The following is a 16,896-nucleotide window of genomic DNA, read 5'->3' on the forward strand; positions in this document are numbered from 1 at the left end:
CCAAATGAGGTGCTCTTCTTTTGTTTTCAAGAATTTTTTCAACTTCAGCCTTGATTTCCTGTTTTATTTCTTTGGATACTTTTAATCCGTCAAGAATTTCTGCCATTTTTACTTTTATTACTTTTTATTATTAGATTTCTAAGGATATTTTTCCGGATTCTGATGAGTGCAGAAAACGGAAATTACGTATACGATTTTTTTAAGTTCATCAATATGAAATAAAATGATGTAAGGAAACTTTTTTAGCGGGAGTACTCTAACATCATCATAACGAATTTGAAAAAAAGGATTCCTTTCCAATTTATCATAAGCTTTTGATAGTTGCCTTTCAAAATTAGAAACCACAGAATTAGAAATTTCTTTATAATAATTTACGGCGTCCAAAATATCTTCATCTGCTTCAGGATATTGGAAGATTTCAAATGCCATTATCTTCTTTTATTTTTTTCAAAAATTCTCTCGCAGGGGTAAATTCTTTATGGTTTTTAGCTTTCCTTTCATCAATCACCCTTTTCATTTCATCCGTCAACTCAAAATCATCCTCACTTTTTTCAAAGCTGATTTTCATTTTTTTCAAAAGATTTTCCATTAAAGTTTCTTCTTCTTTATTTTTGAGATGTATTGTAATGGTACTCATGTCTTTTATTTTAAATCAAAATTAATGAAAATCAATAACAGTTTATTTGTTTGATTTATAATAATTAATCAATCCGTTTGTCGAAGAATCATGAGAGCTAATTGCTTCATTATTTTCAAGTTCCGGCAATATTTTATTTGCCAAAACTTTTCCTAATTCTACACCAAACTGGTCAAAACTGAAAATATTCCAGATTACCCCTTGTACAAAAATTTTATGTTCATATAATGCAATTAATTGTCCTAACGAAAAAGGAGTTAATTCTTTAATTAATAATGAGTTAGTTGGTGTATTTCCATGAAAGACTTTATAGTTTAATAAAAAATCTATTTCTTCTTCAGATTTCCCTGAAGCTTTAAATTCTTCTTCAACTTCCTCCTCATTTTTACCAAAAGCTAATGCTTCTGTTTGGGCAAAAAAGTTAGCCAACAATTTATCCTGATGATCAGAAACTTTGTTCAGGCTTTTCGCATACGCAATAAAGTCGGCGGGAATCAATTCTGTTCCCTGGTGAATCAATTGATAGAAAGCATGTTGTCCGTTTGTTCCCGGCTCTCCCCAAATAATCGGCCCTGTTTCATATTCTACAAATTCTCCGTTTCGGTCTACACATTTTCCGTTACTTTCCATGTCTCCCTGTTGAAGATACGCTGCAAATCTGTCAAGATATTGTGAGTAAGGTAAAATTGCATACGTTGTTGCCGCATAAAAATTACGATACCAAATTCCTAAAAGTCCCATCAAAACAGGGATATTTTCAGAAAAATCTGCTGTCTGGAAATGTTGATCTGTATTTTCGGCACCTTTTAATAACTGCTCAAAATTTTCATATCCAACTGAAAGAACAATGCTTAAGCCAATTGCGCTCCACAAAGAATATCTTCCGCCAACCCAATCCCAGAATTCGAAGATGTTGTCTTCTGCGATTCCGAAGTCTTTAACAGACTGAACGTTAGTTGATAAAGCAACAAAATGCTTTGCTACATCTTCCTGTTTTCCTGCTTTCAAAAACCAGTCTTTTGCCGAGTTTGCATTCGTCATTGTTTCCTGCGTCGTAAATGTTTTGGAAGCAATGATGAATAAAGTGGTTTCTGGATTTAAATTCTTTACCACTTCTGCAATATGATTTCCGTCTACGTTTGAGACAAAATGTACATCTAATCTTGTTTTAAAATGCTTCAAAGCAGAAACCACCATCACAGGTCCCAAATCTGAACCCCCGATTCCGATATTCACAACATCGGTGATTTCTTTTCCGCTGAAACCTTTGTGACTTCCTGAAATAATTTTTTCAGAAAAAGTTTTCATGTGATCTAAAACTCTTTTGATCTGAGGTTTGATATTTTCACCGTCAACCAAAATTTCTTTATCAGAAAAATCCCTCAAAGCGGTATGCAAAACTGCTCTTCCTTCTGTTTCGTTGATCTTGTTACCCGAAAACATTTTAGAAATAGCATCTTTCAGCTGACATTCTTCAGCCAGATTCAAAAGAAGCTCTTTTGTTCTGGAATCAATTAAATTTTTAGAATAATCAAATAAAAAATTGTCTTTTTTGATAGAAAACTCCTCAAAACGGTTCGCATTATATTGAAAAAGACTTCTCAAATCAAAATCATTATCACCAAAATGTTCGTTGAGAGCTTTCCAGCTATTCGTTTGGGTTGGATTTATTTTAGATAGCATAAATTAAAATTAGGGTTTAAAAAGCTGATTTTTAGAAAAATTACATCTGAAATTATAATAATTAAGATGTTTAGTTTTCAAACGGCAAATTTACGGAATTTTCGGGCAATGATGTTAATTGAGAATTAAAAATCAGTTTTCACAATGTCTAGTTTTGAAAAATTCTTTAATTAGAAAGACAAAAAACCTCCGCAAAAGCAGAGGTTCAAAAATATTTATATAAATAACCAAAAGGTTAGGAYGCCAAGTTTACTCTTTGTCGGTTTGCGTTGTTTTCTTATAAGATTTGTTTTTTCTGTAAAAGTAAAATCCTATACCTGCAATTAATAGAATGGGCCAGATCACAATTAAGCCGATCACAATTCTCTGGATCAAATAAAAACCTTCTACAAACGCATTTTTTACATCATAAATGAAATTGAACTTATATTTATTGTCAATAATTTTTGAATTGGTTACTGCAATTTCTGCAATTCTGATTTTGGGTTCTTTAATGTAAATATCTACCGTGCTGTATTTCAGGTTGTCGGTTACTTCGAGGTTTGCGAGTTGCTGCTGGTTTTCTTCAGACATGTTTTCGTCGCTCATTTTCACCTTGTCTTTCGTTGTTTTGAGATCAGAAATATTTTCGCTGGTCTTTTTTATTCTTTTACCTTCCATTTCTGCGTATTTAATACTTGAAGTCACATCTTCGGCATTAATGACTCTTGAATTGAGGAAGAGTTTTTTATCGTTGATTAATGTTAAAAGTTCACCAAGTTTTGCAGTTGGTACTCTTACCTGCATAGAGTTTTCGGTCTGGTATTTTTTTATCAGCATTGCATTTTCGTCTGATGTATTATAAGTGTCTTCAGAAATCACATTACTCTGTAAATTGCTGTGGGTAACAAATCCGCCAAGATCCTGTACCGATTTTTCGATAGAAATTGTTGCTGCATAAACATCTTTTACTTCCATATTTACATTAGCCGTTTTTATAAATTGCTTGTCTTTCACCGACATTGTTGCAACTGATGAAATGCTGTCGGCGACTATTTCTTTATTGTATTCCGGCTCCGAAACCGCATAATCACTTGTTGTCGCTTCCCCTTTTTTACAAGAATAAATTCCTAATAAAAGTGCTGTTGCGATCGTTAATCTGATGTAAGTTGTTTTCATATGTATCTATTTTATTTATATTTAATTGTCATATGGAATTGCCATTTTCATATCTGTTTTACTATTAGATTAAGTATTGGAGATTTCATGATATTTAATTTTATCGTTTTGCTTAATCCAAAATTGCTGCAGAATCTTTTGTAATGTTTGAATATTGCGGGTAAACCTTTTGTAAATATTTATTTGAATTTTAAAATATTGTAAGTCAGTGTTTTGTAGATTTAATAATGTTGATTGCGTGGTGTTTCGGATTGATTTTTGCTGATGTTTTACAAATTAAATTTCAAAATAGATATGTCTAAAACCTTTTCTAAAATCCGAAACGCTATAGAACTTTTTAAAGCCATTGATTTTGATCAGTTAAGCGAGATTTCGCAGAAAGTAAATCTTCCGAAGCTGATGGAAAATTTTTCCAAGCTTGATGATAAGCAGCTTAGTGGAATGATGAAAATGCTTGATCCCAATAAAAAGAAAAAAGACCTGCCTCCCATTGAAGGTGATTTCTACGATATCTATCACACTTTAACTCCCGAGCAAAGAGAAGTACAGCTGAAAGTAAGGGCATTTATGGAAAAAGAAGTTAAGCCTTTAGTGAATCATTATTGGCTGAGAGACGAATTTCCGCATGAGCTGATCCCGAAATTCCAGAAGCTTGATATTTGCGGTGTAACTTATGAAGGTTATGGTTGTAAAGGAATGCCTTTCCTGATGGAAGGTGTTATCGCCATGGAAATGGCTAGAATTGATGCTTCTATTGCTACATTCTTCGGCGTACAATCTGGTTTGGCAATGGGTTCTATTTATATTTGCGGTTCGGAAGAGCAAAAACAAAAATGGCTTCCCCAAATGCAGAAGTTTGAAAAGATCGGAGCTTTTGGTTTGACCGAACCGGAAGTGGGTTCCGGAGCAGCGGGAGGTTTAACGGTTACCTGCAAAAAAACTCCTGAAGGCTGGATTTTGAATGGTGAAAAAAAATGGATTGGAAATGCAACGTTTGCTGATTTAATTATTATCTGGGCAAGAGATCTTGATGATGGTGAAGTAAAAGGTTTTATTGTAGAAAAAGATAACCCCGGATTTTCTGTTGAAAAAATCAAAGGGAAAATGGCGCTTCGAATTGTTCAAAACGGTTTGATTATGCTAAAAGATTGTGTAGTTACGGAAGAAAATCGTCTTCAAAATGCCAATTCATTTAAAGACACTGCAAAAGTTTTGAGAATGACAAGAGCGGGAGTTGCATGGATGGCAACCGGCTGCGCAAGAGGAGCTTATGAAAGCGCTTTAGATTATACCAGAAAAAGAGAGCAGTTCGGAAAGCCGATTGCTTCTTTCCAGATGATTCAAGGGCATTTGGTTGAAATGTTATCAAATTTAACGGCAATGCAGACGATGGTTTTCAGACTTTCTGAAATGCAGGATGAAGGAATTTTAAAAGATGAACACGCTTCTCTGGCGAAAGTTTTTTGTACTTTAAGAACAAGAGATGTCGTTTCCAGAGCACGCGAAGTGATGGGCGGAAACGGAATTCTGCTTGAATATGATGTCGCAAGATTTGTTGCCGATGCCGAAGCGATCTATTCTTACGAAGGGACAAAAGAAATCAATTCACTGATCGTCGGAAGATCCATCACTGGTTTCAGCGCATTTGTTTAAAGTCAATGGTGAATTGTGAATCTTGCTTCGCAAGTGAATTTTAAATTGACAAGCAAAGCGAATTGACAATTCACCATTCATATTATTTCAGTAAAGCTCGATATTTTTCTTTATTATCGATAAGCATCCAGAGATTGATCAGGAAGAGAACTCCTGCAATCGACATTCCCATTGGAGATTTGTCTATCGAGAATACATGAATGACAATTCCGACCATAACAGGTAAAATAACAATGGCTCCTAAAGCTCTTGTTTTCGGGAAGATAAATAATAACCCGCCGATTATCTCGACAGCACCAACTAAAGGCATCAACCAGAAGATTTTTTCAAATGCACCAAAAAGTTCCATTTGTTCTGGTGTTGTTTTTTCCATTGGCATGTAATTGAGAAACTTGTTTAATCCGGCATTGATAAACATTAATCCGAAAAGAAGACTGATAATAGTTTTAATAATTTTCATGCGTTTATTTTTTATTAAAATTAAATAAAATTCTATTTCGTTGTTAAAAAATCAATAAAATTTAATTAATTCTCTTTTAGAGGAATATTTAATTCAGTCATGTTTTAATTTTCATATATTTGTTTTACATACAAATTAAAACAAAGTATTATGTTGAAAAATCTTAAAAAATTAAATCGAGAAGATTTAAAAGGAATTAGTGGTGGAGGTGGAATTGGAAAATGTGATATAGGACCCATCGGATGTCCGTGCAAAATTCCACCGGGAGACCCATGTTTAGGAGGTCCTGGAGGAGGAGGCGATCCTGTTTTGGGATATTGTCCGGACAGTCAAAACTATATTCCGTGCGACCAGACTTGTCCTAACGGATTACAGCCACTTTGTCCACTAGGATAATAAGTAAAGCCTTCATTTTGAAGGCTTTTTATTTAAATTTGAAGTAATATTACTCATTGCTTATTACCCATTACTCATACCCTAATCCATTTCTTTCAGCGTGATATTTTTAGAAATTTTGTAAGATTTTTTCTTTTTATTGGGTTTTTCATCTTCGCCGAGCAATTTTCCCCAAGGTTTTAAACCATCTACTCTTTCAAAAATAATTTTAATGATCGCAATCGCAGGAATACAAAGAAACATTCCTGAAATTCCCCAAAGATGTTCCCCTATAAGAATTCCGATGAAAGAAAATAAAGCGTTGATTTTTACTTTTGAACCCACCACAAAAGGAAGTACAATATTTCCATCAATCGCATGTACGATCACATAACCGATTGCAACATACACACAGGTAGAAATAGTGCCGGTTGCAAATGCGATAAAGCAGGAAATCAGTAACGAAATAGCAATGCCGATATAAGGAATAACATTTAATACACCCGTTAAAATGCCCAATAAAACAGCATATTTTACTCCTAAAATTGTAAGGATGATTGTGCTAAGTGCAGAAACGATAATTACCTGAAGACAAAGCCCGATGATGTATCTTTTGGTCATTATTCTTACTTCAGAAACAACTTCCTGTACGCTCGCTTTATGCTTTTCATTAAAAACATTAACGATGAAATTATTTAAAATTCTTCTGTAATTTAAAATGAAAATAAAAAACAGAATAAAAAATACCAGGAAACCTAAGCTTGTAGAAAAAATCCCTAAAGTAAATCCCAAAATAATTCCCGAAGAAGACAAAAGCTTGTTTAAGCCTTGATCTAAATAATCGAGCTGCTCATCAATTTTTACATTGAAAGTCTGCGAAACCCAATTTTGGAGATTGTGAAAAACCAGGTTAAACTGCTTGCTGAGATGCGGCAGATCTTTGCTGAAGCTTGATATTTGCGAACCGAAAAAAAAGAGCATTCCCGTAAGAATGATCAGCATTATCATCACCGAAACAATCGTAGAGACAGATCTTGGAAACTTTAGCTTTCGCTCCATAAAATCGGCAACCGGTAAAAAAAGCATTGCCATTAAAAATGCCAGAAAAAACGGAGCCAGAATGCTCTGTCCCAATTTGATGAGATAACCGATTCCGATGATAGAAACCACTGCCAATGCAAGTTTCAGGAGAAATGGAAGTTTGATGAAATTCATAATTAAAAATCTGCTGTATAAAAATAATAAAACCCCACCGTTTTCAGGTGAGGTTTTATGTTTATTGTTGAAAATTTATTTTTCGATAGCCAGTTCCAGCACTTCTTTCATCCAGCTTACGTAGTTTACTTTCAGGTTTTTCAGGTAATCCTGCTTTATTTCTTCTACATCTTTTCTGTTGGCTTCGCAGAGAATCACTTCTTTTATTCCTGCTCTGGTTGCAGCAAGTAGTTTTTCTTTAATTCCGCCTACAGGAAGCACTTTTCCACGCAAGGTAATTTCGCCCGTCATCGCAAGATGAGGTTTTACTTTTTTATTTTTAAAAGAAGAAACCATAGAAGTCAGCATGGCAATTCCTGCAGAAGGTCCGTCTTTTGGTGTTGCTCCTTCAGGAACGTGAACGTGGATATTTTTCTTTTCCAGATCGTCTTCGCTTATTCCGAGATCTTCATGTTTAGCTTTAATATATTCTAATGCAATCGTTGCAGATTCTTTCATTACCGTTCCCAGATTTCCGGTCATGGTAAGATTTCCTTTTCCGTTGCTGGTGATGCTTTCGATGAATAAAATGTCTCCACCCACGCTTGTCCACGCCAAACCTGTAACAACTCCCGGAACGTCTGTTAATTCCGATAAGCTTTTTGGTCTCGGAACACCCAAAATTTCATCCACTTTTTCAATGGTAATTTTGGTGTCGTATTCTTTGATCAATGCAGTTTGTAAAGCAACCCAACGTGCGATTGCAGCAATCCTTTTTTCTAAAGTTCTTACACCGCTTTCCGAAGTATGTGCTTCGATGATATGTTTAAGCTCAGGATTTCCAAGTTTGAAAGATTTTGCCGTCAAACCATTTTCGTCCTGTTGTTTTTTAATTAAATGTCTCTTTGCAATCTCAATTTTTTCCTCTAAAGTATAACCTGCGATCTGAATGATTTCCATTCTGTCTAAAAGCGGAGTCTGAATGGTTGAAAGCGAGTTTGCTGTTGCCAGAAACATTACTTTAGACAAATCATAACCCATTTCAAGGAAATTGTCGTAGAAAGAACTGTTTTGTTCAGGATCAAGAACTTCAAGCAATGCCGAACTCGGATCGCCATGCATTCCTTTTCCTACCTTATCGATTTCGTCTAAAACAATTACAGGATTTGAAGTGCCTGATTTTTTAATAGACTGAAGAATTCTTCCCGCCATCGCACCGATATACGTTTTTCTGTGACCTCGGATTTCGCTTTCGTCATGAAGTCCGCCCAAAGAAACGCGTACATATTTTCTTCCCAAAGCATCGGCAACAGATTTTCCTAACGAAGTTTTACCAACTCCGGGAGGACCGACCAATAATAGAATAGGGGATTTCATGTTATTTTTTAATTTTAAAACAGCCATGTGTTCCAAAATTCTTTTCTTGATATCTTCTAAACCAAAATGAGCTTTATCTAAAACTTTTTCTGCTTTTTCAATATCAAAAGTATCTTTTGTGAAAGTTTCCCACGGTAGATCGGTAAAGAAATCTAAATAATTTCTCTGAACGTTGTAGTCCGGAGAATTTGGGTTTTGTCTTTGTAACCTATTGATTTCTTTCTGGAAATGTTCTTCAACTTCGGTATTCCAGTTTTTTGCTTTTGCTTTTTTAGTTAAATCTTCCACATCGCTTTCCGGACCGCCTCCCAACTCATCCTGAATGGTTCTGATTTGTTGATTCAGAAAATATTCTCTCTGTTGCTTGTCAAGATCTTTTGAAGTTTTTTGATGAATCTGATTTCTCAATTCCAATTTTCTGAAATCTTCATGCATCATTTCGTAGCACTTTTTAGCTCTTTCCATCAGGCTTTTTTCTTCCAGAAGCTTTTGCTTTTCCAGATAAGGGAAATTGGCATTTGTGCTTACAAAATTCAGCAGGTCTTCGTTGTTGCTGATATTTTTTATGGCAAAATTGGCAGCGTTCGGAATGTTAGGATCAAGCTCAATAATTTTTAAAGCTAAATCTTTAATGTTTTCCAATAATGCTTCGTATTCTTCTTTATTTTTAGGCTTTGTGTCTTTTAATTTGGTGATCTCAGCTTTGAAATATGGCTGAGCTTCAACGATTTTTTTTATTTTAAATCTGTGAAATCCTTTGGTAATCGCGGTAATATTTCCTTCCGGAAGTTTAATGATTTTTATAATTTTTGCTAAAGTTCCTGTTTGGTAAAGATCTTTTTCGGCAGGTTGTTCAATGTCAGAGTTTTTCTGGCTCACAATTCCGATATAATCACCTTTTTGCTGTGCTTCTTCAAGTAGTTGTATGGATGTTTTTCTTCCTGCCGTGATAGGAATTACCACATTCGGAAACATGACCATATTTCTTACCGGTAAGATGGGGAAAATATTTTGCTCAGGGTTTTTCTCGTCCATATTGAGATCAGAAAGGTTGATTTCTTCGGCTACAATGTTGAAACCGTCACCAAGAATATCATCAAAATTTATATCTTCAAATTCTGTCATAATAAATCGAATGACAAATTGTCATTTTCAGTTTAAGTCGTTATAATGATAATTTCACAATTTGCTCAAAGAAAGCAATCTATGTGAATTGTATGTTAAGGTTGACAATATTAATGCCATTTGCTAATCGTTAAAAAATACGGTCAAAATTTCCATTTTAAGAGTATTTGAATTTTAAAAATTAAAAAGACGACTTATATTTCTGTAATTTCTTAAAAATGTGTATTTTCGCACACTGATATAAAAACTATATTTATAAAATGGCAATTTTAGGACAGATTAGGAGTAGACCTTGGCTTTTGATGGGGATGATCGCATTGGCGCTTTTAGCGTTTTTGGTAAACCCGGAAAGCATTGATAAGGTTTTTGGTAAAAACCCTGATGTTTTAGGAAAAGTAAACGGTGAAAAGATTACCCGTGAAGAGTACAACGACCAGCTTTTCGTATTACAACAGCAAGCAGAGCAACAAGGGCAGCCGAAAAACGGTCTAGAAGAGCAGGCTTGGCAATTACTGGTGCAATCAAAATTAGTAAAGCAGCAATTTGAAAAAATGGGCTTTGAAATGACAGAAGATCTGTTTTGGAACCAGATTCAGTTTGATCAGATGTTTGCTCAAAACCAGCAGCTTTTTGACGAAAAAGGTAATTTCAAGCTTCAGGAATTAAAAAAAGAAATTGAAACCCTTAAGAATACAAGTCCTGAAGGATATAACCAATGGCTTAAAACCAGAAAAACCATTGAGTACAGAATCATGGCAAGACAGGTTTTTGCTAACGTTTCTGCAGGGATTACTACAGGTAAAAAAGAAGCTGAAGAATTGATGAAACAAAGAGATCAGCTTGCTGATATCGATTTTGTAAAAGTTGATTACGCTTCTTATCTTCAGAAAAATAAAATCAAAGTTACGACTGAAGATTTAAAAAAATATATTGATCAGCATCCGGTACAGTTTAAAACTGAACCAAGCAGAAACTTAGGAATCGTATTTTTCCCTTCTCAGCCAAGTCCGGCAGATGAAGCTGCTGTGCAGAAAGAAATTACCAAAATACTTTCGGCAGGTACTGATGCAAGCGGAGGAAAAGAAAATTTCCAAAATACGACTAATGATTCTATGTTTGTAATGGCAAATTCAGATCTGCCTTACAACAATGCATATGTTCAGGCTAACCAGATGCCTCAAGGATTGCAGGGGAAAATTGAAACCGCTGCAATAGGACAGGTTTTCGGGCCTTACAAAGAGCAGAATCTTTATGTATTGTCTAAATTGGTTGACAAAAAACCTTCAGATTCTACCTTGTCAAATCATATCCTGATTGCTTACAAAGGTGCTGAAAGATCTACGGCAACAAGAACTAAAGAACAGGCTAAGAAAATTGCTGACAGCTTAATGGCAGGAATTAAAGCTAATCCTGCGAAATTTGCGGAAGGTCTGAAACTTTCTGACGAGCCGGGTGCTGTTGAAAGAAAAGGAAGTGTGGGTTGGACGACTCCTCAAAGTCAGTTCGCTCCGGGATATTTAGCATTTTTGGCAAATAATCCTAAAGGTTCTACAGGTTTAGCCGAAACTGCATTTGGTTATCATATCATCAATATTGAAGATAAAAAAGCAGGGGCGATGGGTTATAAAATTGCTCATATCGTGAAAACGATCAAGCCTTCTGAAGCTACAGAAGCTGAAGTTGATAAAAAATCAAGAAGATTTGCTCAGCAGGTTACAGGGAAATCTTTCAACGATTTTGTAAATATTGCTAAAAAATCAAACTACCAGTATTCTAATGCTAAATCGGCAAAGAGATTTGACGGTCAGCTTCAAGGTTTAGGAACAGATAAAGATGGGGATATCATTGCTTGGGCTTTTGATAAGAAAAGAGAAAAAGGTGATACAGAAGAATTTACTGTAGAAGGAACAGGAGATAAAGTAGTTGTTTACTTAAACGGAAAACAGGAAAAAGGTCTTGCAGATCCTGAATCTGTAAGAGATCAGATAGAAACTGTAGTTCAGAATCAATTGGCTGCTAAACAGATTTCAGAAAAAATCGGGAAAGCTGGAAGCTTAGATCAGGTTGCTTCTAAATTTGCGACAACTAAACAGTCTGCTCAGGTAAATATGCTTAATCCTTCTGTAGCTGGAGCGATGGAGCCTAAAGTTGCCGGTGCTGCATTTGGTATTGCAAAAGGAAAAGTTTCAAACCCGATTGAAGGCGGAACAGGAGTTTATGTAATCGTGAAAAAGAACGAAACTGTAAACAAACAACCTGGAGATGCTAAACAATTTGCAGAATCTGTTACCCAGAGAAATCAGGGAATGTTTGGCCAGGCTTGGTTAAAGAGCTTGCAGGATAATGCAGATATTGATGATTACAGAATTGAAATCTGGAGCAAATTGGGGGCTCAGCAATAAGATCTTAATTTTACCATATAAAAGCGCCAAATTATTTTGGCGCTTTTTTTGTATTTTACGCAGAGCAATAAAGAGAAAGATTAACTTAAAATGTGCTATATTTGCTACATTAGAAAAAATTTAACAAGTGAAATTCAGTAAAGAATTAAAGGCTGGTTTAATCGCGCTTTTAGCCATTGTTGGCTTTGTGGTTTTATTCCAATTTATGAAAGGCAGAAGCCTTTTTACTACCGACAATATATTTTACGCAAAATATGATAACGTGGAAGGACTTACGCAGTCTGCTCCCGTTTCTATTAATGGTCTGAAAGTAGGGCAGGTTGATAAAATCATTCCTCAGACAGGCAATGACGGGAAACTGCACTTTATCGTAAAAATTACCGTAGATGATAACTTCGAATTTTCGAAAAATTCAAACCTGGAAATTTTTGAACCAAGCTTAATGGGCGGTAAAGAAATGAGGGTGAATCTTTTCTATGGCGGTCCTACTGCAAAAGATGGAGATACTTTGAAAGGCGCTTTCAAACTGGGTATGATGAATAGTCTTTCTTCTCAGGTTGGTCCTGTGAAAGATCAGCTGCAAACTGTTTTGCACAGAGTAGACTCTTTGATGGCAAATGCCAATCAGGTGATGAATGCCCAAAACAGAGAGGAAATCAAAATATTGCTTCACAATTTAAACAAAACTGTAGGCGCACTGGAAACTACAGCCGGAAGTGTAAACAAATTGGTGGGGAACAATGATCCAAAATTACAGAAAGTTTTAGACGAAGCCAGCTTAACAATGCAAAGCGGTAAAGTTACTTTAGATAAATACGGAAATCTTGCAGAAAGCATCGATACAAAACAATTGAATCAAACCATTGCCAATTTAGATCAAACTGTTGGTAAGTTAAATGGTGTGATTTCCGGAATTGACAGAGGAGAAGGTAGTTTAGGAAAGATTATGAAAGATGATCAGTTGTACAACAACCTGAATGCGGCTTCTAACAACCTGAACTCTCTGATTGAAGATTTGAAAGCGAATCCTAAGAGATACATCAATTTCTCGGTTTTCGGTAAGAACAGTAAAGAATAAAATCTACGGTATGCAGTATCTTGATAATGTATTTTTCCTGATTTTATTGATTGCCGGTTTCGGGCTTTTCGGAAAAAGTCTTCTGAAGATTTACAGAAATATAAGGTTAGGAAGAGAAATTAACCGCAGCGACAGAAAAGCTGAACGCTGGGAAACCATGGCGAGAGTCGCAATGGGACAAAGCAGAATGACAGCAAGACCAATTGCAGGTGTTTTGCACCTTTTTGTTTACGTTGGTTTTGTAATTATTAATATCGAATTGATCGAAATTGTTGTTGACGGAATCTTCGGAACCCACCGTTTCTTAGCAACAATTTTTGGTCACAGTTTTTACAGTTTTTTCACAGCAACTTTAGAGATTTTAGCCCTTTTAGTAATTGTTGGAGTTGTACTTTTCTTTATTCGTAGAAATTTTTACGGCGTGAAAAGATTAACGATGAAAGAACTTTTCGGATGGCCAAAAAATGACGCCAACTGGATCCTGATCATTGAATTTGCTTTAATGGTTGCTTTCTTTTCGATGAATTCTTCCGATTTTATTTTACAGCAAAGAGGAGTTTTAGATGCTCATGGAAGCTTTCCGATCAGTGAAATGACTTTGGTTCCGTTTTTAGAGATTTTCAGTTTTGACAACGGATTTTTAGTTTTTGTTGAAAGAGGAGCTTGGTGGTTCCACTTTATAGGGATTCTGTTCTTTATGAATTACCTTTATTATTCTAAACATTTACATATAATTCTTGCATTTCCGAGTACTTGGTATGCCAATCTTGATTTATACGGAAAATTCAATAATCTTGAATCGGTTACCAAAGAAATCAAACTGATGATGGATCCGAATGCAGATCCTTATGCAGCTCCTGCTGAAGGTGCAGAAGAAGCTCCGTCAAAATTTGGTGCAGAAGATGTTTTTGATTTGAACCAAGTTCAGTTATTAAACGCTTATTCTTGTACGGAATGCGGAAGATGTACTTCGGTTTGTCCGGCAAATATTACGGGTAAAAAGCTTTCTCCGAGATTGATTTTAATGAAAACAAGAGACCGTTTGGAAGAAGTTGGCAGAAACATCGATAAAAACGGAAAGTTTGAAGACGACGGCAAAAAATTGCTGAACGATTATATTACGAAAGAAGAACTTTGGGCTTGTACAACTTGTAATGCTTGTACACAGGCTTGTCCGGTACTTTTAGATCCGCTTTCTATTATTTTCGAAATGCGAAGATTCCTGGTGATGGAGCAGTCTGCAGCACCACAGGAATTAAATCTGATGATGACCAATGTAGAAAACAATGCCGCACCTTGGCAATACAATCAGGCTGATCGTCTGAACTGGGCAAAAGACTAATTAATCTAATAATGTAAAAATATAACGATGTAACAATCATTGGTAAACTGTTACAATGTTATATTGATAAATTTGAAACTGATATGGATTTCAATATAAAAACAATGGCGGATTACGCAATGGAAGGCAAATCTCCGGAAGTTCTTTTCTGGGTAGGTTGTGCCGGAAGTTTCGATGACAGAGCCAAAAAAATAACCAAAGCATTCTGCAAAATTTTAAATAAAATAGGCGTTGAATTTGCTGTTTTAGGACAGGAAGAAAGCTGCACCGGTGATCCCGCAAAACGTGCAGGAAACGAGTTTGTTTTCCAGATGATGGCAATGACGAACATTGAAGTTCTGAATGCGTATGAAGTGAAAAAGATCGTTACGGCTTGTCCGCACTGTTTTAATACTTTAAAAAATGAATATCCGAATTTAGGCGGAAACTATGAAGTAATTCATCACACTCAGTTTTTGAGACAGCTGATGAATGAAGGCAGACTTAAAATTGAAGGCGGAACATTCAAAGGAAGAAGAATTACCTTCCACGATCCTTGTTATTTGGGAAGAGCCAACAATGAATATGAAGCGCCAAGAGAATTATTAGAAAAACTCGATGCAGAGCTTGTTGAAATGAAACGTTGCAAAACCAATGGTCTTTGCTGCGGCGCAGGTGGTGCGCAGATGTTTAAAGAACCTGAAAAAGGAAAGAAAGACATCAATGTTGAAAGAACAGAAGAAGCACTTTCTTTTGAGCCTAAAATTATTGCAACAGGTTGTCCTTTCTGCAACACCATGTTGACGGATGGTGTGAAACATTTCAATAAAAATACAGAAGTAGAAGTAAAAGATATTGTAGAACTTTTGGCAGAAGCAGAAGATCTGTAAATATTTTCCAAAAAAGGATAAATCTTGAGTTATGAAATTGCCATGATTTGGAAACACAAATACTTATGAAGAAACCACGATTGCATATGTCCTTTAAAAAAAATAAAATCTACATATGAAATTAAAATGGGGTTTATCCTTCCTTTTTTTTATTTTAGGTTTAAGTTTTCTTACTTTTTCCTGCTATCAGAACAGAGTTTACGATTGGGATATGCCCGGTTATTTGGGCAGCATTTATTCTTGGGAATTTCCTGATGAACCCCAAAAAGTACACGAAATGGTGTACTCCGATATCGAAAAAGAAGCATCAAAAATAGAATTTGACGACATCCTCCATTACAATCACGCCAACGAAGTTTTCTATGCAGATTACAAAGCTTTTGGCGAGCAATTGCCTTACTATAAGATTAAGATCGGTTATAATGTTGCGGTTTATGTTTTATATAAGCTAGGATTTACAGGGCCTCATTCGGTTCTTCTGGTCAATGTTTTCTCTTATTTTATTTGCGGTTTGCTGGTGTTTTATGCTCTAAAACAGTTCTTTCCTAAAAACTATTTTATAGCACCGCTGCTAACTTTGTTTGTTTTCTGGTTTCCGCCGGTAAGAGACATGGCGCAAAATCCTACGCCGGATATGTTTGTTTTTGTATTTCTGATGCTTTTCATCATTAGTGTACTTCAAAAGAAATCAGAATTATTACCATTTATTTTTCTTCTTTGCTGCATTTTAATCAGACCAGATTATGTATTGTTTGCAATGAGCTACCTTTTCGTGGTTTTCATTTTTAAATATTTTAATGAAAATAAAAAGATCGATTACAGTTTAATTATCCAAGGATTTTCATTTGCAGTAATCTATATTGCCATCATTAAATACTACAATTATCCAATATTTACATCAAATTTGTGTTTTTTCCTGATAGCGCCAATTTAAGATTCTTTTTAGGTTTTGTCCTTCTTCTTTTTATTGTATTGATGTATGCTTTAAGCAAAAAATACAATGGTTTCCAACTCAGGAAAATTGCGTAATTTTACTCTTTAATTTATTACAAATGAAAATTGAAGAATCTAATATTGTTGAAGCAAACGATTACAGAGTTATCATATATCCTGCATCAAGACCTTTTACCACTAAAGAAGCCAAAGTAATTACCGAAAAATTGTATGATTTTCTGGCAGGTTGGGCAGCACACGGAAAACCGCTTTCGTCATCTTTTAAAATTGAAAAAAATCAGTTTATCGTTATCTGTGTAGACGAAGAAAAAGAAATGGCTTCCGGTTGCAGCATCGATGCGTTAGGAAAAATAATGAGAGAGATCGACGAAGAATATCAGTTGGGATTATTCGACAGGATGAAAGCCAGTTTTGTAGAAAACGGGGAAGTAAAAACTTTGAAACTTATCGATTTTAAAAACAAGATCAGAAGCGGAGAATTGTCTAAAGACATTGAGGTTTTTGATTTCTCAAAAAATACCTATTTAGAATTTTTAGGAAACTTCTTATTGCCTTTCAGCAAAAGCTGGGCAGTGACCATAAAATAATT

General features: G+C 35.2%; 15 protein-coding genes. 8 read left to right on the forward strand and 7 right to left on the reverse strand.

The genetic code is table 11. The features are described 5' to 3' along the window. Positions 1–138: 138 nt before the first annotated feature. The 4 genes from AB4Y90_RS01095 to AB4Y90_RS01110 form a co-directional block, all read right to left on the reverse strand. Entirely contained in the window at positions 139–429 is a 291-nt protein-coding gene (locus tag AB4Y90_RS01095) for a type II toxin-antitoxin system RelE/ParE family toxin (protein WP_441555350.1), read from the reverse strand. After that, positions 419–637 (reverse strand): hypothetical protein, encoded by a 219-nt coding sequence (locus tag AB4Y90_RS01100; RefSeq protein WP_441555352.1) that lies wholly within the window; start codon positions 635–637, stop codon positions 419–421. Before AB4Y90_RS01100 ends, AB4Y90_RS01095 begins: the two co-directional genes overlap by 11 nt. A gap of 42 nt (positions 638–679) precedes the next feature. After that, complete coding sequence (gene pgi, locus AB4Y90_RS01105; protein ID WP_441555353.1) at positions 680–2,320, reverse strand: glucose-6-phosphate isomerase; 1,641 nt, start codon at positions 2,318–2,320, stop codon at positions 680–682. A 249-nt stretch (positions 2,321–2,569) separates the two neighbouring features. Further along, entirely contained in the window at positions 2,570–3,478 is a 909-nt protein-coding gene (locus AB4Y90_RS01110) for a DUF4349 domain-containing protein (protein ID WP_441555354.1), read from the reverse strand. A 294-nt stretch (positions 3,479–3,772) separates the two neighbouring features. Between AB4Y90_RS01110 and AB4Y90_RS01115 the strand changes: the two genes are divergently transcribed. Continuing rightward, a complete protein-coding gene (locus AB4Y90_RS01115) occupies positions 3,773–5,131 on the forward strand; it encodes an acyl-CoA dehydrogenase family protein (protein ID WP_441555355.1) in 1,359 nt (452 codons plus the stop codon). 82 nt (positions 5,132–5,213) lie between these two features. On the opposite strand, the gene AB4Y90_RS01120 is transcribed toward AB4Y90_RS01115, so the two are convergent. Further along, entirely contained in the window at positions 5,214–5,591 is a 378-nt protein-coding gene (locus tag AB4Y90_RS01120) for a MauE/DoxX family redox-associated membrane protein (protein ID WP_441555356.1), read from the reverse strand. A gap of 150 nt (positions 5,592–5,741) precedes the next feature. Here AB4Y90_RS01120 and AB4Y90_RS01125 point away from each other — a divergent pair, with 150 nt between their 5' ends. Beyond that, entirely contained in the window at positions 5,742–5,987 is a 246-nt protein-coding gene (locus AB4Y90_RS01125) for a bacteriocin-like protein (protein WP_441555357.1), read from the forward strand. Between the two features lie 81 nt (positions 5,988–6,068). On the opposite strand, the gene AB4Y90_RS01130 is transcribed toward AB4Y90_RS01125, so the two are convergent. Both AB4Y90_RS01130 and lon read right to left on the reverse strand, forming a co-directional pair. Continuing rightward, a complete protein-coding gene (locus tag AB4Y90_RS01130; protein WP_441555359.1) occupies positions 6,069–7,181 on the reverse strand; it encodes an AI-2E family transporter in 1,113 nt (370 codons plus the stop codon). Positions 7,182–7,256: 75 nt separating this feature from the next. Continuing rightward, positions 7,257–9,662 carry an endopeptidase La gene (gene lon / locus AB4Y90_RS01135; RefSeq protein ID WP_441555361.1) on the reverse strand — a complete coding sequence of 802 codons (2,406 nt, stop codon included), beginning with the start codon at positions 9,660–9,662 and terminating at the stop codon, positions 7,257–7,259. Positions 9,663–9,922: 260 nt separating this feature from the next. Between lon and AB4Y90_RS01140 the strand changes: the two genes are divergently transcribed. From AB4Y90_RS01140 to AB4Y90_RS01165, 6 genes are all read left to right on the forward strand, one after another. Continuing rightward, positions 9,923–12,064, forward strand: coding sequence for a SurA N-terminal domain-containing protein (locus AB4Y90_RS01140; RefSeq protein WP_441555362.1), 2,142 nt, complete (start codon positions 9,923–9,925; stop codon positions 12,062–12,064). Positions 12,065–12,191: 127 nt separating this feature from the next. Further along, positions 12,192–13,142, forward strand: coding sequence for an MlaD family protein (locus AB4Y90_RS01145; RefSeq protein ID WP_441555363.1), 951 nt, complete (start codon positions 12,192–12,194; stop codon positions 13,140–13,142). 10 nt (positions 13,143–13,152) lie between these two features. Beyond that, positions 13,153–14,484 carry a 4Fe-4S dicluster domain-containing protein gene (locus AB4Y90_RS01150; protein WP_441555364.1) on the forward strand — a complete coding sequence of 444 codons (1,332 nt, stop codon included), beginning with the start codon at positions 13,153–13,155 and terminating at the stop codon, positions 14,482–14,484. An 83-nt stretch (positions 14,485–14,567) separates the two neighbouring features. Then, positions 14,568–15,353, forward strand: coding sequence for a (Fe-S)-binding protein (locus tag AB4Y90_RS01155; protein WP_408092554.1), 786 nt, complete (start codon positions 14,568–14,570; stop codon positions 15,351–15,353). Positions 15,354–15,468: 115 nt separating this feature from the next. Beyond that, the gene (locus AB4Y90_RS01160; protein ID WP_441555366.1) at positions 15,469–16,287 is read left to right on the forward strand and encodes a hypothetical protein; all 819 of its coding nucleotides are present in this window, start codon (positions 15,469–15,471) and stop codon (positions 16,285–16,287) included. A gap of 118 nt (positions 16,288–16,405) precedes the next feature. Next, on the forward strand, positions 16,406–16,894 hold the full coding sequence (locus AB4Y90_RS01165; protein ID WP_076562001.1) for a hypothetical protein: 489 nt from the start codon (positions 16,406–16,408) through the stop codon (positions 16,892–16,894). Positions 16,895–16,896: the final 2 nt, after the last annotated feature.

The sequence above is a fragment of the Chryseobacterium sp. 2TAF14 genome (assembly GCF_052115105.1).
Classification (GTDB): Bacteria; Bacteroidota; Bacteroidia; order Flavobacteriales; family Weeksellaceae; genus Chryseobacterium.

Excerpts from the sequence above, each read along its gene's own strand:
- AB4Y90_RS01165 (WP_076562001.1), top strand. The coding sequence starts at position 16,406 with ATGAAAATTGAAGAATCTAATATTGTTGAAGCAAACGATTACAGAGTT.
- AB4Y90_RS01120 (WP_441555356.1), bottom strand. The coding sequence starts at position 5,591 with ATGAAAATTATTAAAACTATTATCAGTCTTCTTTTCGGATTAATGTTT.
- AB4Y90_RS01155 (WP_408092554.1), top strand. The coding sequence starts at position 14,568 with ATGGATTTCAATATAAAAACAATGGCGGATTACGCAATGGAAGGCAAA.
- AB4Y90_RS01110 (WP_441555354.1), bottom strand. The coding sequence starts at position 3,478 with ATGAAAACAACTTACATCAGATTAACGATCGCAACAGCACTTTTATTA.
- lon (WP_441555361.1), bottom strand. The coding sequence starts at position 9,662 with ATGACAGAATTTGAAGATATAAATTTTGATGATATTCTTGGTGACGGT.
- AB4Y90_RS01095 (WP_441555350.1), bottom strand. The coding sequence starts at position 429 with ATGGCATTTGAAATCTTCCAATATCCTGAAGCAGATGAAGATATTTTG.
- AB4Y90_RS01130 (WP_441555359.1), bottom strand. The coding sequence starts at position 7,181 with ATGAATTTCATCAAACTTCCATTTCTCCTGAAACTTGCATTGGCAGTG.
- pgi (WP_441555353.1), bottom strand. The coding sequence starts at position 2,320 with ATGCTATCTAAAATAAATCCAACCCAAACGAATAGCTGGAAAGCTCTC.
- AB4Y90_RS01140 (WP_441555362.1), top strand. The coding sequence starts at position 9,923 with ATGGCAATTTTAGGACAGATTAGGAGTAGACCTTGGCTTTTGATGGGG.
- AB4Y90_RS01100 (WP_441555352.1), bottom strand. The coding sequence starts at position 637 with ATGAGTACCATTACAATACATCTCAAAAATAAAGAAGAAGAAACTTTA.
- AB4Y90_RS01150 (WP_441555364.1), top strand. The coding sequence starts at position 13,153 with ATGCAGTATCTTGATAATGTATTTTTCCTGATTTTATTGATTGCCGGT.
- AB4Y90_RS01160 (WP_441555366.1), top strand. The coding sequence starts at position 15,469 with ATGAAATTAAAATGGGGTTTATCCTTCCTTTTTTTTATTTTAGGTTTA.
- AB4Y90_RS01125 (WP_441555357.1), top strand. The coding sequence starts at position 5,742 with ATGTTGAAAAATCTTAAAAAATTAAATCGAGAAGATTTAAAAGGAATT.
- AB4Y90_RS01115 (WP_441555355.1), top strand. The coding sequence starts at position 3,773 with ATGTCTAAAACCTTTTCTAAAATCCGAAACGCTATAGAACTTTTTAAA.